Below are 22,494 nucleotides of genomic sequence, written 5' to 3'. Positions count from 1 at the left end.
ACTTTATTAAATTGATTTTTTTTATAATTTTCAATATAATGGTAAACTTACTTGAAATAATGGAATATTACGAATGTAAAAATCATATCCTGTGAAAGGAGGAAGGAGCATGTTAAAATTTAACCGTATCATTTATGGTATTTTGTTTAGCAGTATTATCGCTTGGACAATTTATATTCTCACTATTGATTTTTATGCCCTTACACTTTTAACCTATGGACCTCAATCTGTTACTACAGGCCCCATTCCTATAAAATTATCGCATCTTTCCTCTCTAACCTCGATAAATTTATTTACCTTGCTGATTATTACGTTATCAATTCTGTTTAGTAAAATAAAATGTCAAAACCTTTTTGACTGATATCTTATTAAAATTTAATAAAATATTTTGAGATAATACCACTGTACAAAATAACCGTAAAATCCTATCTAAATACACTGCCTAATCTTCAAATTATTCATCTATTTACTATGAAAAATTAAAATATTGTTGACTCTCATAAATGAACACAAAAGATTTGAAAAAATACACTTTTAAAAAATAACATGTTTAAATTGGCAAGTTAATTTTTATAGTGCAAATTTCTATATTAATAAAACATTTCACGAAACACTCAATACAAGCTTAGAGTTGTAAATTAATTAATAATTAAAGAATTGAATTGCATGTATATCTTATCTATCATTATACGGGCTGTAACTGCATAATTCTTTATCACTTTTATAACAATCATAATATAAACCGACTATTTTAAGGTTGATCTCTTTTTCCATTCATTTTACGATTATAGGCATATATTAATTTATTATACATTTTTTACATGTATATAATTTTATTATGAATTATTAACGTAAGGATAATCATGGATATCGAAAAATTTGCACTCCGTCGCTTTACCGCTAAAAGATATGATCCAACAAAAAAAATTCCTGATCATATTATAAATCAGTTAGTTGACCTTTTACGCTACACACCTACTTCAATTAATTCACAACCTTATCACTTCATTGTCGCTTCCACGGAAAATGGTATTAAGCGCGTTGCCTCATCAATGGTAAGGGAAGAATTCCTTTATAATAAACACAAGGTTGACCGTGCTTCACATACAATTGTTATTTGTTCAAAAACAGATATGGATGAAGCCTATATTCGCAAAATTATTGAACAAGAAATTAAGGATGGCCGTCATAACCCAAATTTAAACAAGGAAGAATTTATCAATCTTTATATCGGATATATGAATCTGCATAAAAAAATTCTAAAGGATCTTCCCAATTGGACAGCAAAACAAGGTTATATTGCTCTTGGAAACTTATTACTAGGTGCCTCGTTAGCAAATATAGATGCCAGTCCCATTGAAGGATTTGATGCAGATATTTTAGACAAAGAATTCCACCTAAAAGAAAAAGGATTTACAAGTATTCTTGTAATTACTTTGGGTTATCATGATAAAACTGATTATAACGCCAAACAACCTAAATCACGTTTCCCCAAAGAGGAACTCTTTACATTCTGTTAATCAGGATAACTGACTTTTAACGATTACAATATTGTGTAACAATAATAGGTTATTGATTCACCTTTTTGAACCATAAAATCGGTTCCCCATCTCTGGAAAACCTATCATACCGCCATTATGCCAATATAGTGCCAACGTTGAAAAAAACAGATTGGCATCTTGTTCATATTGGCAGTAGATTAAATCTGGAACTGTTTTTTTTTATCAAGGCAACAGCTGTTTCACTTAAAAGAAAAACTTGTCCTCATTGTGTCGAATTATGGCCTGAAGAAGCAAACAAACTAAAAATGGTCTTGAGTTCTATATACAACGTTAATCATCAATGTCAGTCGCCATTCAACTGGTCTATGCTGATTGAAAAGTTTCAACTCATATTCCATGGAAAATCCATAACCAAAGATATGCATCCTATTCTTCCATCTTGACCTATATGGCTGGCAAACCACTGTTCCTTCAGCCATTTTTTCTGGTTTCTCCTGTGCCAACGGGAACGACCATCAAGGGGTAATCAAAAAAACAAATCTGGATTTTATTAATTAATTAGCAACGAAAAAATAATCGGTTTGAATGACATCGACATTCATATGGTTAATGAATATTACTTCATGCTTTTCTTTTTCTACCATCTAATCTCAGATCAGATTAATAAAAAAAAACTCACTTAACCACATACATTTCCCTTTAAAGGTTTATTAAGCCGTAAGAAAGAAATTTCTACCAACATTCTTGTTTGGGCAAAAATTTCCGCTATTGATTAAGTCAAAATTGGATAAAATCTGGAAGAATACATCTTGTTCTGCAAGAAATCGGAAAAACTAGGTTTTACTGTTATTCACGTTTCATCTGCAATCTTGACCTTGGTCTGCTGATTCCTGCCAACCAGGTTTTAAGCTTTTTTGCAGAGAAAATAAAGCAACAAACAGACATTACAACTATTACTGTTGTTGTAATATCCTTTCCATTGAAAGCCAAAACTATTTTGACAAGTCATACAAGCTGATACCATTGCAACTGGAAGAACAATTATGCATAATCCATACTGATCATGAATTGCAGTAGAACAGTTGAACCGTAAGATTATAACAGACCTTCAATTTTTTCGGGCAATAACTGAACCCAAATTGCAGATATTCACAATTTAATTTTTAATAAAAGCGAACTAGACATATAATTATTTGGCACGCTTTTAATATTAGCTAATGAATTAAATTTTAGAATCATTAACTATTGGATGGTTTTACCATGATGCAAGCAGTTAGTTTTTTACAGGCCATCTGGGCAGCATTTAAACTTAATCCTGTCACCCTAGCGCGATATATCTTGCTTTTACCTTTTTGAACGACTTGTACCTGTTGCTTACCTGAAAAAAGAGAAGCTCGATTTTTTGCAATACCAATAGCATTTTTCGCCTGACTTGATGAAGCAAAAGCTCCGACCTGAATTCCCCAGTTTCCTGATAATAACGACACATTTTCTTTTTTAGTTAAATTCATACCTCTTTTACGATTATAATTTACAGAAGCCTCTGCAGCTGGAAATTGGTAGGAAATGGGTCTATAATATTGTTTCCGTTCTGATCTTGATGGCAAAGCTGCCGGAGCTGATGCAACCTGAACAGGCATTGGACGCGATTGCATTGCTGGTGCCTGGGTTGATTGATATCCCCTAGCCAACCATGCTGATTTAACATCTTGACGCGTAACGACTGATGGTGCAGTTGAAGAAGCAACTGGATGAGTGTCAAAATTCTTCCATTTAACTGGATAGGTTGATACAGCAGGCTGTGAAGGCAATGGTGATGCCATAGCAACTTGTGTCACTGCTGAGCCCGCTCCTTGTAAACTTTGCCTGTTCAAACTATCAGTTGTTGCAGAGCTTGTCCCATTAAGACTGGCCTGATTAAGCGTTTCTGTCGTCTGGCGATTTTGCCATGCATTCTGCACTGCCTGAGCTTGAGACGATAATGCCATTCTTTGAAATCCGGGTTGCGTTGCCGCAGCATATTGAACTGCACTGACACCCATACCATTTTCATGACCCTCTACCATCAAATCAGCTTGCGATTGTCGGTTTGGTTTTATACCCTGAATTTGAGGGCCAATTGAGGCAACATACCGTCGGGTTTCCAAAGGTAATGTACGATTATGTGTTAAGAAATCATCCAATCTGCCAGGGCCCCCATTATATGCAGCCAAAAAACCTGGAGAGCCATAAATATCATACATTTGACGAATATATGCCGTTCCAGCCATGATATTATCATGAGGATCATAAGCATCATCCCCTAGATTATAAGCAATTTTCATTTCATCATATGTTGGGGGCATTAACTGCATCAACCCCATCGCACCGGGACCAGAAGTTACCAATTGCCCATTATGGTATAAACTTCCACCAGACTCCTGCTGCATAACCGCCCGAATCCATATTTCAGGCACATCAAACCGAGCAGATGCCTCCTGAATATATGGCCCCCATGGATCCTCTGGAGGCCCTGGTGGAGTATAGTAAGAACGGGCATTCGCTTTATAATGCGCAACTTCCTGAGCAATAGGTATTTGTTGCTGACGGGGTGCATTGTTTGCACATGCAGCCAACATTCCAATAATACATCCGAGCACAACAAAACGAACCAGGGATAAATAAAGAGATTTATCATGAAGTTGTTTTTCGTTTTGTCTGGAAATAATAAACTTCATTGAACCAGATTTGAGTTTTTCGCCAGATCCTGTAAAATCTTCTGATCGCTTCATTATACCTTTACCCTTATCTACATTCCATAAAGAATTTATTTCCAAATAAATCCATTTTTTTCAGTGTTATCTTACGAAGCTGTTCGGATTGCAAAGACTTGTACGAATCAGATAAACACTTTAAGAATTCTATCTAAGGTGTACATTATAAAGCATTTATTTACAATAGAGTAAGAAAACTTATTATTAAAAGTATAAGAATAAAAAAATCCCCGTCATTTTTTGAAGAATAATTTGTGTATATTTTATTCTTTGTGATAAACCATGACTAAATATTTTATTTCAACAAGAATTGATGTCTAATCTTTAAAATGTCCACGCAAATACGAACCAGTAATCAGAATTTTTATTATCGACATTTACAATGTTGGATCGATATCAAAGAAAGTTTAAAATTGTGGAAACTGGCTTATTCAATGGCATGGCTAGATATCAAGTTACGTTATAAGGGTTCCCTTTTAGGGCCTATATGGATGACATTCTCATCAGCGACGATGATGTTGGCAATTGGTCTCATATACGGTTCCCTATTTAAAATCCATACAGAAACCTACCTACCTTATCTTTCTTTTTCCCTAATTTTTTGGCAAAATGGTATTGCCAATATGATTGTTGATGCATGTCAATGCTTTCTACAAACAGATACTTTCATCCACTCATTAAAGCTTCCTTTTTTCTTGCAAGCAATCCGTACTGTTATCAGGAATTTTCTGATTACCCTTTTAAACTGCATTACTCCCTTTCTTGTATTTATTTATTATCATAAATGGCCTGGGACGATTATTTTATTATCCATACCAGGATTTATTATTTGGATTATCAATAGTCTCGCCATCAGTATTTTACTGGGAAGTATTTGTGCACGTTTTCGGGACATTCCACAAATAATCAACAGTCTGATACAAATCGTATATTATATTACCCCGATCATGTGGATGCCATCTCAGATTCATAATTTTCAATCATTACTTTTGCTTAATCCAATATACAGCACGATGCAGATCATCAAGGGACCTATTCTAGGTGAAATCCCTACCATTTCTGTTTATCTAAGTGCTTTAGTTTATAGTTTTGTATTATGGGGACTTGCTTGGATAATGTTTATACGGTCGAGAACAAGGCTGGCTTTTTGGATATAAAATTTAAACTATTTATTTATAAGATATACAAAGCGATTGAACCATGAATATTAAAGAAAATTGTTCTATTTTTACTTTTCGCCCGCCTGGCATATTGAAAAGCTCAGTTAATCATTCAAAACGTTTGCGTCATCCCTTGATCCCGGCTTACGAAGGGCAAAATTTAAATGATTTAGGATTTGAGATTGATCCGCACAATAACAATTTAAATGATATTCTAACCTATAACCCTGAAGGAAATCTCTTTTTATCAATTCTTGAAAATGCTTATTTTATTGTTCAAGAGGGATTCGATGGTGTAGTTATAACAAATGATCTACAATTAATTGATGAAACTCTTCATTTTTGTAAAAATCAGTCTTTAGATCAAATAGAGATTGATTTGAATGATGCACAATTATTAGAAGAAATTTTTCTCGCTTTTGATCCCAAATGGATGCAATACGACCACTGGATGGGATATTGTCTGTCAAAATCTTATCTGGCAAATTTATATACACCTACAACAATGAAAATTGCCATTCCTGAATATAGAAACAATAATATATTCATTGGTAATTCAATATCTCGTGAATTATATGATAACACATTAGAAAAAGCTAAGCTAAACTCTCGTACAATATTTTTGAAGGACGGTATATATAAAGCGAAAAAACTAGCATTATTCCATCCAAACAGTCATTATCCTTACGATTATTTCAATTTTCATGACACTAGAAAAATCTTCAATTTCATTAACAAAAATTCCCGATATAAAAATAACCTTCCCACAAATTTCTTGATTGCAACGAACCAGAAAAATCAATCCTGTTTTTTTGATCATTTTCAATCAATCTTGACCCAGGCTTGTAATGAATTGAATTTACCCATTATCCATTTAGAGAATATGGACTGGGAATCACAAATCGCACTTTTTTCACAGGCTGAATTTATCATAGCCCCACATTGTCCTGAACTGATTAATCTATATTTCTGTCAAAAAGACACAACCTTATTGGAATTGACCTCTTTTAACAAAAATAAATCCAGCATATCATGCTGGCCTTTTTTAATAGCCTCCACAAACAATATCAACTACTGCTTTATTGACATGCTAAAAGAAAATATCAATATAGAATTTTTTAAAAATACTGTTCGTAATGTAAGAGCGTTATAAAATCCAATCAATGAATCAATCAAGTTTTATAAAATTAGAGGAACTTTCATTACAATTCCCTCTTTATCATAGCAATCATCGTTCCTTAAAAAAAACATTATTTTCTAAGGCAGGAAAGTTCATCTCTAAGCAACAATCCTTAAACCAGAAAACAGGTGCTGATATTCTGGTTGACAATGCTAACCGTATAACGGTTCAAGCATTGCGAAATATCAATCTATCAATAAAAGCGGGAGAGCGTGTTGGATTGATAGGCCACAATGGGGCAGGAAAATCAACCCTGCTCCGTGCAATCACTGGAATATACGAACCCAATTCTGGAAAAATCATTACTAACGGTAAAATAGAATCTTTATTGGATACAAATGCTGGCATGAACCGTATCCTCTCTGGTAGGGAAAATATTTATTTAAGGGGTAAACGTCTTAAATACAATAATGAACAGATCAAAGCCCTGGAAAAAGATGTTGAGGAATTCGCACAATTACATGAATTTCTCGATTTGCCAATCAAGACATATTCTGCAGGTATGATGATGCGATTAAGCTTTGGTCTGGCAACATCTGTAACCCCAGATATTTTGCTAATGGATGAATGGTTCATGGCTGGAGATAACAATTTTCAGGGTAAAGCAAGACAACGATTGGAAAATATAATCAATAAGGCAGAAATTGTTGTTTTAACAACACATTCCATGCCAATCATCAGGCAATGGTGTACCCGTGTAATATGGCTAAAAGCTGGAGAAATATACGCTGACGGATCAGTGGAAGAGACAGTCAGCCATTATGAAAAAAGCATGCGTGAAAATTCTTTCTAAAAACTCAACATGATATTATTTAACTATTGAATTATCACAACAATCATCGCATGATGGATCATATTCATAATATTATAAATATATAATAAAATGTCTCCTAATTCTAATTCAGAACAACCAACCCAACAGGAACAGCTCTATTCCCTTCTTCAAATTGTCATCTTGCTGACCGTAGGGGTTATAGCAGTCTGGCTTATTGGCGATTTGATGATGATTATTTTTGCGGCAACACTAACCGCCATAATTCTGAAGGGACTTGCAACGATCGTTCGCAAACATACACATCTTCCCCACTGGCTAGCTCTGACCATAGTTTTAATTTTAATTGTTGGCATTATTAGTGCAGTCATCCTAACCAGCGGACCGCAGATTAATGAACAAATTATCAAATTAAAACATGCTCTTGGAACTCAAGTCGGGACTTTCAGGGATCGTTTGCATAATAATCCCTTGGGAGACATGATTATGAATTATCTTCCCAATTCTATTGGCGGGGGTTCTAATAATAGCAATGCTCATTTTACCCTTGGCTCTAGAATTGCAGGTTCAATGACCGGTTTCATTACATCTGTATTTGGGGTTCTTGGCACCATATTTGTTGTATTCATAGCGGGTTTATATTTTGCTGCCTCACCAAATTTATACGGTAATGGCCTACTCCGTCTTTTCCCAGGTCGTCAACGTCCAAAAATCCGTAAGTTATTAATGGTTGGCGGACATGCCTTATGGTCCTGGACAGCTGGACAATCTCTGGACATGCTAGTCGTCGGGATTTGCTCTTTCATTGGTTTAAGCATTATTGGGGTACCCCTGGCCCTTGCATTGGGTTTTGTTGCCGGCATGGCGAATTTTATCCCTTATATCGGAGCAATCATAGGGGCTGTTCCTGCTGTTTTAATTGGTTTTTCTCAAGGGAATAAAGAAGGTATATTAGTCATAATCTTATATTGTATCATCCAGTTTTTAGAAGGAAATGTCTTATCACCTCTTATCCAAAAACATACTGTAAAAATGCCTCCTGCTATCACTATCTTATCTCAAACTGTTTTTGGTACAATTTTAGGCATGCCAGGACTGATCCTTGCTTCACCTCTGACAGCTGCAATACTAGCCATTATGGATGCCAGTACTCCGAAACTGAAATCAGATGAAGAACTGCCCCCCATTGAATGATTCAGCAATAAAACTGTAGAAGCATAAATAAAAATTTTATTTACTACTATTATTACTAAATATTCATTTATATGGATTAATGAAAAATTAAGTATTAATATCTTTACTACTAATATTTAAATAATAATTACGCGCAAAATATAAATCATGATAAACTTATTATTGATATTAATATTTAAGTCTTATAAGGAGGGATCATGACTAATCAACACGACACAATCAAAATCCACAATATTGATAAAACAATCGTTCGAATTGCTCTAGGAACATGGGCAATCGGCGGATCATCATGGGGAGGACCCGATGACGACAATGCTATCAAAACCATTCATGCAGCACTAGACAATGGTATCAATATGATTGATACAGCGCCAGTTTACGGTTTTGGCCATGCAGAAGAAGTCGTAGGTAAAGCCTTAAAAGGGAAAAGAGATAATATTGTATTGGCCACTAAAGTCGGATTAAATTGGGATAATTCTGGTAAAATGTTTAGAGATTCCAGCCCAAAACGTATTCAAAAAGAAATTGAGGATTCTTTACGCAGACTGAATACAGATTATATTGACCTTTATCAAATTCATTGGCCAGATGATAAAACCCCAATTAAAGAAACGGCACAGGCTATGGAAAAATTGAGAAAAGAGGGTAAGATCAAAGCAATCGGTGTCAGCAATTTTTCAACCAAACAAATTGAAGAATTCAGCCAATATGCCAATTTGGCCGCTATTCAACCTCCATATAACATGTTCGAAAGAAGTATCGAGAATGATATTCTTCCTTGCGCAGAAAAACATAAATTAGCCACCCTTTGTTACGGTTCAATTTGCCGTGGCTTGTTAAGTGGAAAAATGAACAAAGACACTAAATTCACGGGGGATGATTTGAGAAAATCTGATCCTAAATTTCAACCACCCCTTTTCGAACATTATTTGGCAGCGACTAGAGATTTGGAAGAATATGCACAAAAAAACTACAATAAAAGTTTGCTAGCCTTGGCTGTTCGCTGGGTCATTGATCGTTATAAAGGCAATATTGCACTTTGGGGAGCTAGAAAACCCCAACAGATAAATGGTGTTCAAGATGCCTTGGGCTGGCAATTGACAAAAGAGGACTATAAAGAACTTGATGAAATTCTTGCCAAACATATTAAGAAAAATATAGAACCTTCTTTTATGGCTCCACCAAGCCGATAAAATAAATTGGGGCGTTTATTCTATAATCATTAAATGGAATCAACGCTTCCAATTAATTCCTAATGAGAATTTTGTCCTAAATTAATAATCAAAACTCCTATAATTATAAATAATATTCCCATAATTGAAGTCATAGTTAATTTTTGTTGGTAAATCACCCATCCAATCATGCAAATTCCTACTGTTCCCACCCCAGACCAAATTGCATAGGCTATTCCAACAGGAATGATCCTTAATGCGATCGATAATGAATAAAATGATATGGCATATCCTATCAGGGAAACAATCGTAAATCCCAAATTTGTAAAACCATTTGATGCTTTTAAACTGCTTGTCGCAATAATTTCAATACAGATAGCCATTGTTAAATATAAATAAGGCATTAACAATCAAACCATTTCAACATATAATAAATTAGATTTTTTAAAGGAGGAAGATTATGGGTATTTTTGGCACTATGATTATTATTGACATTATCATTGGCCTGTTGATTTTATTTATATTGAAAATTATCGGCTCCACATTAAAAACCAAAAAAACAGTTGAAGAACGAATTTCCCAAGATACAAATGAATTCAATCAATTTTAATATTATTTTTCGTGAATATCAAATTGAATAGATGTATGATTATTAATAACCTTACCAATAATTGGTGTTATTGTTACTTTTATATTTGCTTTTTTATATTCTTTCGCAATTTTAAACATTGATTGCATTATTTTTGTTTCATTTACATTACTTCTTTGATGAAGTGGAATAACATGTAATAATTTTTCAGAACTTATTTTTTTATTTCCGGTTAATAAAATTGAATCTATAACAGGGTTGTCGTTATCTGATTTGTCAGGGTGAGATACAATTGAAGAAATAGTTTTTATAGAGATTTTCTGATGCTCAACCAAAGCCGAAACATTTGTTGATGGTAAAATAAAACTGAAACCTATAATAAACAAATAATAAAATTTATTGCGTATTCTATATATATTTTGCATAATCTTTCTCATTCCTTAAGCTAAAATCATTTATTTCAATATTTCATCAAAATAATCAGATATTTAAATCCACCCCCGCAATTCTTCATTAATCAAGCCCTCAAGCATATCAATTCCTATTTCCCCATCGTTTAGACAGGGGATATAAATGAATTTTTTACCTCCTTCTTTTAAAAATAAAGCTTTATATTGATGACCGATTTCTTCAATTGTCTCAAGACAATCTGTTATAAAACCAGGCGCCATAACCGCTATATTTCTTACACCTTCCGTGACAAGTTTTTTAATAACATCAGTGATATTAGGTTCTAGCCACTTGCCGGGCCCAAAACGGGACTGATAAACCAACGGCATATATCGCTCATCTTTATTCATCATTTTTCGCAATGCCGTGGCGGTCTTTTGACATTCCTGTTCATAGGGGTCTCCTCTATCGACATAGGTTTGCGGCAGACCATGAAAAGATAAAATTATACGTTCGGGTTGTTCGGATAATGAGTTTAAGGTCGTTTCAATTTGTTTATATAAAGCTTGAATATAAACTGGATGATCCGCAAACGAAAACATCGTGCGTATTGCAGGTTGTTTGCGATATTTCTGCAAAATTCTAAATAGCTTATCATTGACACTTGCCGTGGTTGTCGCACTGTATTGCGGGTATAAGGGCAAGAGAAATAAATGATAAAATTGTTTTTTTAAGAAATGACTGATTTTTTGCTCAATGGATGGTTTTCCATATGACATTGCCCAATCAATTAATACAGGTTTGTTCTTGAACCGTGATTGCAACTTTTGAATTTGACGTTCTGTAATCACACTTAATGGACTTTTATTTTCTTGGTTATCCCAAATCATTCGGTAAGGTTTTACAATCCGGAATGGTCGAACTGTTAGAATGATCCCCTGTAAAATAGGTTGCCAAATCAAAGGATTCATTTCTATAACACGTCGATCCGAGAGAAACTCTGATAAATAACGTCGTATTGCGCCATAAGACGCTGCTTCCGGTGTTCCCAGATTAACCAATAAAATCCCAATTTTTTTCGGGCTTACGACAGTTTGCATATTTAAAACCACCTGTATTTATGTATCAATCAAAGCCCAGTTGAACAAGTTTTTTCATCAATGAAGAAAATGGAAGAAATTGTATGTCATCGAAATCATACCATAACTCATCTCGATTTCTAAACGATAAATCAATTTTTTCTATTCTTTTATAAAGTCTTAATTTAAGCACAAAATGTGTAAAAACATGTTTAATGCAACCTTTGTCCTCAAATAATCCTTTCACCCCAACGCTTTCTTTTGCATTATCCAGTGATATTGGCTTTAAATCCCATTGAGTGCCTGGCAATTCCAAGGTTCCGCCCAGCAATCCCTTTGCTGAACGTTTCCTAAATAAAATCCTGCCTTCCCGATCCTGAATAAAAAAAGCAATTCCATATCTTACAGGTCTTGAAGATTTTACAACCTTTCTTGGCAATGTTTCAGCTATTCCCTTTTTATATCCCAAACATTGTCTAGACAAAGGGCATGATAAACAGGAAGGTTTTTTTGGTTTGCAAATTGTTGCTCCCACATCAAATAACGCTTGGGAAAAATCACCGGCTCTTTGTTTAGCTATAAGATCATCATTTAAATGACCAGCTTTTTCATCAAGATATTTTTTTGCTTTTGGTAACTCTGCGTCGATAGTAAATAAACGTGCTGTCAGACGTTCGACATTACCATCAATTGGCACTACAGGAACATTATAGGCAATTGACGCTATCGCTGCCGCTGTGTAATTTCCAACACCTGATAAAGCCTTTAGTTCCTTGACCGTATCAGGAACTTCGCCATTTTTACGCATAATTTCCTGAGCACAACGGTGCAAATTCCTGGCTCGACTATAATATCCCAGTCCAGTCCATAGTGACATGATCGTATCACGATCTGCATTTGCCAGAATATTAATAGTTGGAAAATGTTCTATAAAACGGTAAAAATATGGAATAACCGTTGCAACTTGGGTTTGCTGAAGCATAATTTCACTTAACAGCACATAATAAGGATTTGGTTTTTCATCTTTTTTTGCTCGCCAAGGAAGATCTCGCCGATTATGATCATACCATTCTAATAATGACTGCGCACAAAAACCCTGTTTTGACATAAAATGACAAATATTCCCAAACAAAACCAAAAAAAACGCAATTTATCACAAACTTCAAAAGAACAGAATTCTCGACATCCTGACAGGCGCACCTTTACAATGAGTCAAATTGGCGGTACTGTTCATAGCCTTACGAAACAGGCTTTTCGCCAAAAATCCCTTGCCCACAGTCAGATCAGCATTAATTGGGTCGATATTATCGGCCCTATATACGGCAATAGAACATCTCCACGTCACTTAGCCAACGGGACGTTAACCATTGCATGTTCTAATACAACAGCAACCGAACTTCAATATTTTTCTGAACGTCTTATTGAAAAAATCAATCTTTATTTTGGCCAGAAAATTGTGGCTCGTTTAAAATTTGTTTACCAACGATACAACACTTACCCTTTGACAAAATCTATAAATCATTCATCTTTGGTGGAACCTGTAGAAATTCCGATATTACCGCCTGGTCCCCTTCAAAACGCACTGTCACGATTGGGGGGGCACATACAAATAAAAAAGAAAGGAAAAAATTGATCCATGTATAACCATCATCAAAAAATTATTGAAAAAGCAAAGGATAAATCCCCACCTTATTGTGCTGTATGTTATCCATGCGAAGCAACTGCTATCGAATCAGGGCTTGAAGCCTTTGAACTTGGTTTACTCACCCCAATTTTTGTTGGTCCCAAAAAACAAATCAAGCTTATCGCCGAACAATATAGATTGGATCTGAAAAACCATCAAATTATTGAGGCATCTTCAGAATCTGAGGCCGCCACACATAGTGTAAAATTAATTCGCGAGCAAAAAGCGCATTTATTGATGAAAGGCAGTCTGCATACGGACATTCTCTTGAAAGCTGTAATCAATAAAGAGACCGGTTTAAGAACAGGTAAACGCATTACCCATGTTTTCCTAATGGATGGTCCCAATTGGCATACCCCTTACATGATTACAGATGCAGCCATTAATATTGCACCGGATCTTGTCACTAAAATGCATATTATTCAAAATGCCATAGATCTGCATCATGCTTTAGGATATGGCGTTCCCAAGGTTGCAATTCTTTCAGCCGTAGAAATGGTAAATCCAGATATTAGTTCTACTCTTGAAGCCGCAGCCTTGTGCAAAATGGCAGATCGAAAACAAATTGTTAATGGTATTATTGATGGACCTCTTGCATTAGATAATGCCATCAGCCCTGAGGCAGCGGCGATGAAAGGTCTTGATACACCCGTAACTGGAAAGGCCCAAATTCTGGTTGTTCCCAATCTAGAGGCAGGAAACATTTTTTTCAAATCTCTATCATTCATTGGACAGGCAGACAGTGCTGGAATAGTACTAGGTGCGAAGGCCCCAATCATTTTAACCAGTCGTGCCAGCAGTTTGGATAGTCGTCTTGTTTCCTGTGCTATGGCAAAATTATCCTATCATCATAGTTTAACTCATTAATCAAAATTCCTAAGGCAGTTTTATCACTGCCTTCTAATATGATCCCTAATTCAAGATTTTTATCGCCAATAATATTTTAAGGTGTAGATATCCGTAAAGTGATCTGACTTAGACAGGTATCTTATTATTTAATCCGAACATATTTTGAATGAAATTTATTTGTTCATTGATTATCCATTTTCCTTTAAAGCCCAATTCTTTTTTTATCCAGAGAATGGCCTCATATCCTCTGGGCGTTTTTCTTGCCGTATGGAAAGACTGAAAACATCCATTTTTTGGAATAACCCTCTTTAATCTGAAATGATCATTTTCTATTCCCCGTTGTAAGAATTTCTTTGTTTCATGAAAGCAATGATCAGGGAGTATATTCTTATTCTTCATGGTTTGTATGGTTTTTGGAAAAGTTAATGCTTTATCTGTGCTTATATAGGTTGGAACGAACATACTATCTTCTTTAAAGGCTTTTCTAAAGAAACGCTGAGCTGCTTTGATATATTCTCTTGGCAGTTAGCAAAAAGTCAATCGCAGTGCCATCTTTATCAATAGCTCTGTATAGATACTTCCACTGACCTTTTACTTTAATATAAGTCTCATCAACCTATTAAAATGACGGTCTTTAAAATCATCTTTAGATCTTAATATAAACTTCCTTATTAATTCAATAGACATAAATCGTTCTTAAACATGAATATTTAATTCATATCTATAACAGATTAAAATCCATACTCTAAATTTGCGACATAACCAGAAATTGTAATTTTAGTTATTGCTGTGGGAAAACGTGAAGATAAAAAAGTCTATGGAACAACCAATACTCAATTAAATAGTAAGTGAGAGTTATCTAAAAACTTATACGATATGAAGAATTTACGTAAACTCGTTTAATTAAATAGTTTATAAACTAAATTCTATTTTTAATTAAGTAGACGTTCTTTAAAAGAAATTATCATGCACATAAAAATGGCTAATTTACAAATTTAAATAGATGATGATTTTAGAAACCAAACCCAACAAATCGCACAAGATTTAGGGATTGAATTTACAACAGCGGTCAGAGTGTTTTTAAAGCAAATAGTTCATAATCATAGATTACCTTTTAAACCTGAGTTAGATCCATTTTATATGACACATAATAAAATAGCTTTGATGGATTCAATGCAACAATTAAATAAAGGTAAGCTTATTCAAAAATCATTAAAAGGTTTACAGGCTATGAAAAATAAATTTTGCTTTTACGACACAAAGTTGGAATGAATATATTGATTGGCAAACTCAAAATAAGAAAATCACTAAAAAAATTAATGAGCTTTTAAAAGATATATTTCGTCATCCATATGAAGACATAGAAAAGCCAGAAGCTCTCAAGAATAATTTATCAGGATATTGGAGCTGTCGTATTAATGATAAACATAGACTAGTGGATCAAATTATTGATAATCAATGTCAGATCATCCAATGTAAAGGGCACTATTATGATACATAATATTGTTTTATCAACAATAAATAAGACGATGGATTTATAGCATCGCCAATTAATTATAAAATTGTGACTTTGTTTTATAATATATTTAAATCTTTTAGATTTAAGTTTATATCATCTTTCAATAATGAATATAATAACTTGGTAAAATCACTCATAGCCTGCTTATCTTTTAACAATAATGAGGCAGCTTGTTGATGAGATATAAATGCTGTAAAAACAGCATTCTTTACAGAGGTTTGTAAATTACCTTTTAATGCTGTCTCTTCGCTATTATTTTTAATTTGAGCCATTACAACACTATCTTTACGCACAATAGAGATTAAATGGTTGATAAAAATAATATGCTCTGCACTCGTTGATATATCTCCAAAAATAGCAGAAATTTTATCTATAATTTCTTTCAGGTATATCAGATTTGAAGGTTGCTTTTCTTTATTGTTATTCGATATGATCGGCACCAATGGTGAAGATTGATCTTTTTCATCTTCCGTAGGATCTTCTTTTGTATTTTTAAAAATACCATACCCTGTTAACACTAATCCTGAGATATCAACCTCTTGCACTCCAAGACCATTTAAACGTTTAGCAACTAATTTACTAAAGGCTGCAAAGTTTTCTAATGCAGGATCACCAAAATCAATTAACTGAGCAACGTAAGTATAAATACGTCCAAATTTACCTAAATTACTTTTGAAATCTGTTAACTTTTGCAACTCTACATCTAATGATTTTCGTTCGAACTCCGCTTTATCAGCACCATCCTTATTGCCCTCTTTAACAGCATTGTCAAACTCATCCCTTAAAAAAGCTATATCTTCTTTAAGTTTTTTCAGTCTTTCATTATATAAACGTACAATATGATCTGTCGATTTAAATAAATCAGGATGTTTAATGGCAAAAAAATTATTGTTATTAATATCTTTTATTGTTTTAAACCGTGCAATTTTAAATTTTTCTAGATCGTCTTTGGTATAAAGATTAACCTCATCCAAGTGATCCTTAATTGTATAAACAATATTTGGATCTTGGATATTAAGTATTTCTGCCCCACTATCATATTTTTTAAAACACTTTTCTATCCACTCAGCATCATTAACAAAATCTATGATATAGATTTGATCCTTACCTGTTGTTGTGCGATTTAAACGGGATAAAGTCTGAACCACCTCAACTTCATTTGCAATTTTCTTATCAAGATACATGGCACAGAGTTTTGGTTGATCAAAGCCTGTTTGCAATTTATTTGCAACAACCATCAAGCGATATTCAGGACGATCAAAAGTAACTCTTAAATCTGAATTAGGAATATTGAGATTCATACTTGCTTCTGTAAATTCTGCATCTTCCCCCCCTATATTAAAAATTTCTCCACCTTGCACTTCCCCATCATCATCATGACTAATTTGCTTTCCTGTTAAACTACCAGAAAACGCAACCAACACATGATATTGACTATATTCTGGATTATCTTGGATATATTTATCTAAAGCGAGTTTATACCGTGCTGCTGCTGGGCGTGAGCTTGTCACAATCATTGCTTTTGCTTGCCCATTTAATAGATTTGCAACATTATTATGAAAATGTTCAATGATAAATTTTACTTTTTGCGTTACATTCGTCGCATGTAAGCTCATCCATTTTGCAAGGGCTTTTTTTGCAGCTTTACTATCAATACGTTTATCATCATCAATAGCATCCCCTCCTAGTCGATATGCTGTTTGATAAGAAACATATCCTTTTAGTACGTCTAAGATAAACCCTTCTTCAATAGCTTGACGCTGTGTATATAAATGGAATGATTGAGGAAGATTTGTGTCTGTTGCTGGCTGACCATTTTTAGTGCGACCAAATAACATTTTGGTAGAATGTTTGGGCGTTGCTGTAAATGCAAAATGACTAATAGATTTAGATTGCACTCTGGATTGTTGGATTTTCTCTAATAATTCTTCAATCGTTAAAGATTCCATATCCTTTTCAGATTTAAGGGCAAGCGTTGCTTGTAATTTTGATGCGGTTGCCCCTGTTTGTGAGGTATGCGCTTCATCAATCACAATGCCATAGTTACGATCACTCAAACTTGTGTTTGTTAAAATGGCTTCCATAACATGGGGAAAAGTTTGGATAGTGACAATAATAATCGGTTTATCAGATAATAACGCTTTTTCAAGCTGTTTGCTTTTAGACTTTCCTGCCTGTTCTTTACTGTCTCGATTAATTGCTGCAATTAAGCCCTGTTGATGGTCAATTTGTTGAATAGCCTCTTGTAATTGATTATCAAGAACTGTTCTATCAGTAACAACAATCACTGAATTATAAAAAGGGGTTCCATTCTTTTCACGCAGACGAATAAGCGAATGACATAACCAAGATATTGTTGAAGTTTTCCCAGAACCTGCACTATGCTCACATAAATAGTTTAATCCAACACCATTTTGTTTAACATCAGCAATTATTTTATTGACCGCATCAAACTGATGATAACGAGGAAAAATTAACCGTTCCTGCTTTTTCCAATTATTAAATAAATCAACTTTATTCTTCGTTTCAATGTAAACAAAATGATGAAATATACTTAACCAATAGTCCCTTTTGAGAATATAATCCCAGAAATAAGCGATGGGATAATCTTCACCTTTATCCGTCTCTGCTGGTTGGTTGCCTGCATGACCATGATTACCTCTATTAAAAGGTAAGAAAAATGTGCTTTCTCCACATAATTCTGTGGTCATAAAGATTAAAGATTCTGTTAAAGCAAAATGAACAATTGCGCCACGTCCTTTGGTAAGTAACGGTTCTTTACGTTTTGTTTTGGGATCAATGGGCTGACGATCATTCTTATACTGCCAAATCGCATCCTCTATGGTTTGATTAAATTCTGTTTTAATCTCAACCGTTGCCATTGGTAAGCCGTTAATAAAGAAAACAAGATCTATAATTCCTGAATCTTTTGAGGGATGGTATTTTAACTGTGGCACAACCCGCAAAATATTGGCCTGGTATTTATCAATTACGGTTTGGTTACGCTGATCCTCAGGGGCACTTTCGCTGATGTCAATGGTTCCTGCCCCTGCAATCTTAAATCCCTCACGAAAGACTTTCATTGTGCCTTTTGCATTTAACTCTGTATCCAAACGATCTAAAATGATTTTTTCAGTATTTGCACCATTTAAGTCAGATAGTTTTTGCCATTTTTGGGGTTGGCTTGCTTTGATCCATGCAAATAAATCCTCTGGATAAAGTGCATACTCCATATGATAGTGATTGCTTTGACCAACAACCCAACCATTTGCTTGCAGTTTATTGACAATATAGCTTTCAAGATGTTTTTCGTAATGATCTTGATCTGATAACATACTCATGCCACCAACTCCCTTACATCAATCTTACCTGTTACCGCATGAGAAATAACCGAAGCACGATATTCCTTTAATTTCTCAATTAAAAGGTTTTGTTTTTCAATCATGGCATCAATCTTGCCTGTTTCTTTGTCTAGATAACTAGCTATCTGATTTTGTTCTGATATAGATGGTAATGGAATTTTTATATCTGCTAATTCGCTCGATGTAATTGCTGGATAACTAATTCCCTTAGATTTTACAATTACCTCTGTGATAAACTGGTCAGAAAGAAAAGCATATTTAGTATAAAAAGGATTTATTATTGATTTAATAGGAGTTATTACAGCAAAACCTGTTGAACAAACTAAGTTTTTAGAAGGGTTTTCAATGTATGCAATAGCTTTTAAATATGTTCTAACAGTTGAGATAATAATATCATGATTTTTTATAATTCGTCTTGCTCGTGAGGGAGCATCCTTAAATAAGAATTTTTCAACTTTTTCTATACCCTTATTCAAAGAAACGCTTCCTATATCAACATAATCTATTTCTAAAAATAAATTTGTATTTTCAGTTAAAGATAATCTATTAATTTTTGAAAAATGCTTTATTGGTTTTAATCCCCAATGCGCAGGCACTTCTCCTAGCCACTCTATACCACTATTTTTCATGGGTGCATTAGGATCCAGCCCTTTAGTCACGACATGAGAAATAATAGATTTACGCTGTTCTTCCAATAGTTCAATTAACTTCTCTTGCTTGGCAATCAAGGTATCAATCTTGGCTGTTTCTTTATCTAGGTAATTAGCTATTTGGGTTTGTTCTGATAGTGGTAGAAAAACCAAATAAACATTTCTTGATGTATGCCATCTAAACTCAGTAGAACGCACACGAATGCCCTTGGCTAAACTATTTATAAATCCAACTCTAGCCATAACTCTAAAAAAATCAGCATAAAAATAATGATTTATTTGATTATTTTTTGAAAAACAAACCGTATAAACAGGTGTTGATTTGCCACTAGAATCAGACACACCTATTGCACCAGCAAAAGCATCCATCTCATGAATAACCAAATCGCCTTTATGAATATGTTGGTATCCATGTTCTTTTAATGAATTTGTAAAACCATCTGTACGTCTATTCTTTCGCAAAGTTACTTGTCCATCACGAAATGCCGTAATAATCTCATCATTTTCCAAAGCAAATTCTTGTCGATAATCAAAAATATATTTTGTTCTAACAGTTTCCCAATGCTCAGGCACTTCGCCCAACCATTCCACATCGCTATCTTTATATTTTGGATAGGCTTTGAATTGTGCCATTAAATCTCTCCCAACAGTTTTGCCACTTCTGTCGAAAGCTCTTTAATTTCAGCCATGATGTCATTGGGATGTCTTGGTTGTTCAAACACATAGAAATAACGATTAAAGTTGATCTCATAACCCACTACGCCCACTTGATTATCTTTGCTATCAATATAGCTTGTATCAATCACAGCATCAGGTGCATGGGGTAACACTTCTTTTTCCATATAGGCTTGGATATCTTGTTTTAATGGAATGTTTTCATAATCTGTTAAATCATTATCCATCTGCACGACATTATTAATTTCCACTATCTCAGCCTCAGGATTTTTTATTCCAAAAGCAGCAATCAAAGCGTTTTTAAGCCCTTTATTGACTTTCTTGACGGGGATCTTCTTTAAAAACTCATTCTCAAACCAAAGGTAATCTTTGTTTTGACCCAATTGTTGATCAATATAAACGGAAAGTTGTTTTTGATCCTCATCAGAAAGTTTTCCGTAATCTTTACTTTCTTTAAATAATGCAAGTTTTTCCTTATCAAATTGTAAATCAATACGTAAGGGTCTTAGAACCTTGACCTTACGATACCCAAAATCCGTATAATCAAAAATCTTGCTGACAGGACTTTCTTCAAAGTCAGCATAAATCCTTGTAATGTCATCAATTGCATTTTGATCAATAAATTTATTCTTATTCCCTTCATTCTTACGCATAGAAGCCCCCATATTGGTGGCATCAATCAGTTGAACTTTTCCTTTACGCTGTTCAGATTTGCGGTTTGAGATTAACCAAATATAGGTGCCAATTCCTGTTCTAAAGAAAATATTCGTAGGCAAGGCAATGATTGCTTCTAATAAATCATTCTCTAAAATAAAGCGTCTTATTTCTGATTCACCAGAACCTGCACCCCCATTAAATAAAGGTGATCCAGATAAAACAATTGCCCCTCTTCCCCCTCCATTATTGGGTAACTCCAACTTAGAAATAAGGTTTTGTAGGAATAACATCGAACCATCGCTGATTTTAGGCAATCCTGCACCAAAACGACCTAATAATCCTTTTTCATCATGTTCTTGTTGAACAAGATTGGCATCTTTTGCCCAGCTCATTCCAAAAGGAGGGTTAGAACATTGATAATGAAAATGCTGTCCCGAGAATTGATCGTTACTTAACGTGCTTCCTAATTTAATGTTTTTTGACAGGTCACGACTGGGATCAGTCTCAAGTTTTTTTAATAACATTGATCCAAGTGCCACAGCATGGGTTTCTGGTTGTATCTCTTGACCATAAGGAATTAATACAGGAGCAACCTCATAACGATCCTTATAACCTTCTACATAATTCATCATATCTGTTAAAAACCCACCTGTTCCACAGGTTTGGTCATAAATAGTGCGAATTAATCCCTGTTTTTGCTCAAACAATTCATTGTCAGGATCCAACAGTAACGTTGCTGCTAGATGGACAATATCACGAGGGGTCATAAAATCTTCTGACCCCGTTCCGACTTCGGCACCAAATCTTGCGATTAAATGTTCGTAGACATTACTCATTGTACGATCAGAAACAACATTTGGATGTAAATCTATCGCAGCAAAGTTATTGCAAATACGCAATAGTAATTTTTGTTTTGATAGTTTATTAATGGTTGTTGAAAAATCAAATTGTTCAAAGATGACACGCACATTATCAGAGAATTTAGCAATATAATCCTCCAGATTGGCTTTAGTTTTGGTTCCCCCCAAATTAGAAAGATTATAATTAGAAAGATTAAAAAATGGATTGCCACTGACATTTGTTAAAATATCATCCATATTTAACCCTTGATCTTTAAATTGGTCATAACTGTTAAGAACAGCGTCTTTTGTGGGTTCTAAAACACATTCTAACCGTCTTAATACGGTTAATGGTAAAATGATCCTTCCAAACTCTGTGTGAGAGAAATCTCCCCAAAGATCATCAGCATTTTTCCAGATAAAACTTGCTAATGTCGTATCAGAACCATTTTGTATAGAAGACATTTT

General features: G+C 34.3%; 22 protein-coding genes and 1 pseudogene. 13 read left to right on the top strand and 10 right to left on the bottom strand.

All coding sequences use genetic code 11. The features are described from left to right. Positions 1–109: 109 nt before the first annotated feature. The 3 genes from H3R28_RS03750 to H3R28_RS03740 all read left to right on the top strand — a co-directional run bounded on the left by H3R28_RS03750 (position 110) and on the right by H3R28_RS03740 (position 1,945). Positions 110–361: a hypothetical protein gene (locus H3R28_RS03750; RefSeq protein ID WP_110438671.1), complete on the top strand. Its 252-nt coding sequence runs from the start codon at positions 110–112 to the stop codon at positions 359–361. 502 nt (positions 362–863) lie between these two features. Then, positions 864–1,520 (top strand): oxygen-insensitive NAD(P)H nitroreductase, encoded by a 657-nt coding sequence (nfsB, locus tag H3R28_RS03745; protein WP_198196505.1) that lies wholly within the window; start codon positions 864–866, stop codon positions 1,518–1,520. Positions 1,521–1,585: 65 nt separating this feature from the next. Continuing rightward, a complete protein-coding gene (locus tag H3R28_RS03740) occupies positions 1,586–1,945 on the top strand; it encodes a hypothetical protein (protein ID WP_198209618.1) in 360 nt (119 codons plus the stop codon). 795 nt (positions 1,946–2,740) lie between these two features. Here the strand turns inward: H3R28_RS03740 and H3R28_RS03735 are convergent. Further along, positions 2,741–4,273 carry a lytic transglycosylase domain-containing protein gene (locus H3R28_RS03735; protein ID WP_232351213.1) on the bottom strand — a complete coding sequence of 511 codons (1,533 nt, stop codon included), beginning with the start codon at positions 4,271–4,273 and terminating at the stop codon, positions 2,741–2,743. Positions 4,274–4,584: 311 nt separating this feature from the next. Between H3R28_RS03735 and H3R28_RS03730 the strand changes: the two genes are divergently transcribed. From H3R28_RS03730 to H3R28_RS03710, 5 genes are all read left to right on the top strand, one after another. Continuing rightward, complete coding sequence (locus H3R28_RS03730) at positions 4,585–5,412, top strand: ABC transporter permease (protein WP_198209616.1); 828 nt, start codon at positions 4,585–4,587, stop codon at positions 5,410–5,412. A 43-nt stretch (positions 5,413–5,455) separates the two neighbouring features. Next, complete coding sequence (locus tag H3R28_RS03725) at positions 5,456–6,568, top strand: glycosyltransferase 61 family protein (protein WP_198209614.1); 1,113 nt, start codon at positions 5,456–5,458, stop codon at positions 6,566–6,568. A 10-nt stretch (positions 6,569–6,578) separates the two neighbouring features. Then, complete coding sequence (locus H3R28_RS03720) at positions 6,579–7,388, top strand: ABC transporter ATP-binding protein (protein ID WP_198209612.1); 810 nt, start codon at positions 6,579–6,581, stop codon at positions 7,386–7,388. Between the two features lie 90 nt (positions 7,389–7,478). Further along, complete coding sequence (locus H3R28_RS03715) at positions 7,479–8,561, top strand: AI-2E family transporter (RefSeq protein WP_155571718.1); 1,083 nt, start codon at positions 7,479–7,481, stop codon at positions 8,559–8,561. A gap of 197 nt (positions 8,562–8,758) precedes the next feature. After that, the gene (locus H3R28_RS03710; RefSeq protein WP_198209610.1) at positions 8,759–9,754 is read left to right on the top strand and encodes an aldo/keto reductase; all 996 of its coding nucleotides are present in this window, start codon (positions 8,759–8,761) and stop codon (positions 9,752–9,754) included. Between the two features lie 59 nt (positions 9,755–9,813). Here H3R28_RS03710 and H3R28_RS03705 read toward each other — a convergent pair whose 3' ends face one another. Then, entirely contained in the window at positions 9,814–10,137 is a 324-nt protein-coding gene (locus tag H3R28_RS03705; RefSeq protein WP_110438663.1) for a multidrug efflux SMR transporter, read from the bottom strand. A gap of 56 nt (positions 10,138–10,193) precedes the next feature. Between H3R28_RS03705 and H3R28_RS03700 the strand changes: the two genes are divergently transcribed. Beyond that, positions 10,194–10,343: a hypothetical protein gene (locus H3R28_RS03700; RefSeq protein ID WP_155565110.1), complete on the top strand. Its 150-nt coding sequence runs from the start codon at positions 10,194–10,196 to the stop codon at positions 10,341–10,343. A gap of 2 nt (positions 10,344–10,345) precedes the next feature. Here the strand turns inward: H3R28_RS03700 and H3R28_RS03695 are convergent, their stop codons facing one another. The 3 genes from H3R28_RS03695 to mutY form a co-directional block, all read right to left on the bottom strand. Then, entirely contained in the window at positions 10,346–10,747 is a 402-nt protein-coding gene (locus H3R28_RS03695; protein WP_198209608.1) for a POTRA domain-containing protein, read from the bottom strand. A gap of 63 nt (positions 10,748–10,810) precedes the next feature. Beyond that, complete coding sequence (hemH, locus tag H3R28_RS03690) at positions 10,811–11,812, bottom strand: ferrochelatase (RefSeq protein WP_122123248.1); 1,002 nt, start codon at positions 11,810–11,812, stop codon at positions 10,811–10,813. Between the two features lie 25 nt (positions 11,813–11,837). Beyond that, on the bottom strand, positions 11,838–12,899 hold the full coding sequence (gene mutY / locus H3R28_RS03685; RefSeq protein WP_198209606.1) for an A/G-specific adenine glycosylase: 1,062 nt from the start codon (positions 12,897–12,899) through the stop codon (positions 11,838–11,840). Positions 12,900–12,902: 3 nt separating this feature from the next. Between mutY and H3R28_RS03680 the strand changes: the two genes are divergently transcribed. Beyond that, positions 12,903–13,424, top strand: a complete 522-nt coding sequence (locus H3R28_RS03680; protein WP_155565106.1) for a DUF721 domain-containing protein — start codon at positions 12,903–12,905, stop codon at positions 13,422–13,424. Between the two features lie 3 nt (positions 13,425–13,427). Continuing rightward, positions 13,428–14,342 carry a bifunctional enoyl-CoA hydratase/phosphate acetyltransferase gene (locus H3R28_RS03675; RefSeq protein ID WP_198209604.1) on the top strand — a complete coding sequence of 305 codons (915 nt, stop codon included), beginning with the start codon at positions 13,428–13,430 and terminating at the stop codon, positions 14,340–14,342. Between the two features lie 108 nt (positions 14,343–14,450). Here the strand turns inward: H3R28_RS03675 and H3R28_RS03670 are convergent, their stop codons facing one another. Beyond that, a complete protein-coding gene (locus tag H3R28_RS03670; RefSeq protein WP_370552898.1) occupies positions 14,451–14,834 on the bottom strand; it encodes a DDE-type integrase/transposase/recombinase in 384 nt (127 codons plus the stop codon). After that, positions 14,809–14,928, bottom strand: a pseudogene (locus H3R28_RS09035) (DDE-type integrase/transposase/recombinase); the annotation flags it as partial. The pseudogene H3R28_RS09035 and the gene H3R28_RS03670, both read right to left, overlap by 26 nt. 395 nt (positions 14,929–15,323) lie before the next feature. Between H3R28_RS09035 and H3R28_RS09030 the strand changes: the two are divergent. Both H3R28_RS09030 and H3R28_RS03655 read left to right on the top strand, forming a co-directional pair. Next, positions 15,324–15,596: a type II toxin-antitoxin system RelB/DinJ family antitoxin gene (locus H3R28_RS09030; RefSeq protein ID WP_198210032.1), complete on the top strand. Its 273-nt coding sequence runs from the start codon at positions 15,324–15,326 to the stop codon at positions 15,594–15,596. Further along, complete coding sequence (locus tag H3R28_RS03655) at positions 15,562–15,825, top strand: Txe/YoeB family addiction module toxin (RefSeq protein WP_198210030.1); 264 nt, start codon at positions 15,562–15,564, stop codon at positions 15,823–15,825. Before H3R28_RS09030 ends, H3R28_RS03655 begins: the two co-directional genes overlap by 35 nt. Before the next feature lie 74 nt (positions 15,826–15,899). Here the strand turns inward: H3R28_RS03655 and H3R28_RS03650 are convergent, their stop codons facing one another. From H3R28_RS03650 to H3R28_RS03640, 3 genes are read right to left on the bottom strand one after another with little or no spacing between them, the layout of a single operon-like run. Then, positions 15,900–19,184: a type I restriction endonuclease subunit R gene (locus H3R28_RS03650; RefSeq protein ID WP_198209600.1), complete on the bottom strand. Its 3,285-nt coding sequence runs from the start codon at positions 19,182–19,184 to the stop codon at positions 15,900–15,902. Further along, positions 19,181–20,488, bottom strand: a complete 1,308-nt coding sequence (locus H3R28_RS03645; RefSeq protein ID WP_198209598.1) for a restriction endonuclease subunit S — start codon at positions 20,486–20,488, stop codon at positions 19,181–19,183. The genes H3R28_RS03650 and H3R28_RS03645 overlap by 4 nt, the downstream gene beginning before the upstream one ends. After that, positions 20,488–22,491 (bottom strand): class I SAM-dependent DNA methyltransferase, encoded by a 2,004-nt coding sequence (locus H3R28_RS03640; RefSeq protein ID WP_198209597.1) that lies wholly within the window; start codon positions 22,489–22,491, stop codon positions 20,488–20,490. The genes H3R28_RS03645 and H3R28_RS03640 overlap by 1 nt, the downstream gene beginning before the upstream one ends. Between the last annotated feature and the right edge of the window lie 3 nt (positions 22,492–22,494).

The organism is Commensalibacter sp. M0268 (assembly GCF_016101925.1).
Classification (GTDB): Bacteria; Pseudomonadota; Alphaproteobacteria; order Acetobacterales; family Acetobacteraceae; genus Commensalibacter; species Commensalibacter melissae.
The sequence above is the reverse complement of the archived record's forward strand: the minus strand, read 5'-3'. Positions and strand labels throughout refer to the sequence as shown.

Bases quoted from the DNA above. Each gene is read 5' to 3' on its own strand.
- H3R28_RS03750 (WP_110438671.1), top strand. From the start codon at position 110: ATGTTAAAATTTAACCGTATCATTTATGGTATTTTGTTTAGCAGTATT.
- nfsB (WP_198196505.1), top strand. From the start codon at position 864: ATGGATATCGAAAAATTTGCACTCCGTCGCTTTACCGCTAAAAGATAT.
- H3R28_RS03735 (WP_232351213.1), bottom strand. From the start codon at position 4,273: ATGAAGCGATCAGAAGATTTTACAGGATCTGGCGAAAAACTCAAATCT.
- H3R28_RS03730 (WP_198209616.1), top strand. From the start codon at position 4,585: ATGTCCACGCAAATACGAACCAGTAATCAGAATTTTTATTATCGACAT.
- H3R28_RS03725 (WP_198209614.1), top strand. From the start codon at position 5,456: ATGAATATTAAAGAAAATTGTTCTATTTTTACTTTTCGCCCGCCTGGC.
- H3R28_RS03720 (WP_198209612.1), top strand. From the start codon at position 6,579: ATGAATCAATCAAGTTTTATAAAATTAGAGGAACTTTCATTACAATTC.
- H3R28_RS03715 (WP_155571718.1), top strand. From the start codon at position 7,479: ATGTCTCCTAATTCTAATTCAGAACAACCAACCCAACAGGAACAGCTC.
- H3R28_RS03710 (WP_198209610.1), top strand. From the start codon at position 8,759: ATGACTAATCAACACGACACAATCAAAATCCACAATATTGATAAAACA.
- H3R28_RS03705 (WP_110438663.1), bottom strand. From the start codon at position 10,137: ATGCCTTATTTATATTTAACAATGGCTATCTGTATTGAAATTATTGCG.
- H3R28_RS03700 (WP_155565110.1), top strand. From the start codon at position 10,194: ATGGGTATTTTTGGCACTATGATTATTATTGACATTATCATTGGCCTG.
- H3R28_RS03695 (WP_198209608.1), bottom strand. From the start codon at position 10,747: ATGCAAAATATATATAGAATACGCAATAAATTTTATTATTTGTTTATT.
- hemH (WP_122123248.1), bottom strand. From the start codon at position 11,812: ATGCAAACTGTCGTAAGCCCGAAAAAAATTGGGATTTTATTGGTTAAT.
- mutY (WP_198209606.1), bottom strand. From the start codon at position 12,899: ATGTCAAAACAGGGTTTTTGTGCGCAGTCATTATTAGAATGGTATGAT.
- H3R28_RS03680 (WP_155565106.1), top strand. From the start codon at position 12,903: ATGACAAATATTCCCAAACAAAACCAAAAAAAACGCAATTTATCACAA.
- H3R28_RS03675 (WP_198209604.1), top strand. From the start codon at position 13,428: ATGTATAACCATCATCAAAAAATTATTGAAAAAGCAAAGGATAAATCC.
- H3R28_RS03650 (WP_198209600.1), bottom strand. From the start codon at position 19,184: ATGAGTATGTTATCAGATCAAGATCATTACGAAAAACATCTTGAAAGC.
- H3R28_RS03645 (WP_198209598.1), bottom strand. From the start codon at position 20,488: ATGGCACAATTCAAAGCCTATCCAAAATATAAAGATAGCGATGTGGAA.
- H3R28_RS03640 (WP_198209597.1), bottom strand. From the start codon at position 22,491: ATGTCTTCTATACAAAATGGTTCTGATACGACATTAGCAAGTTTTATC.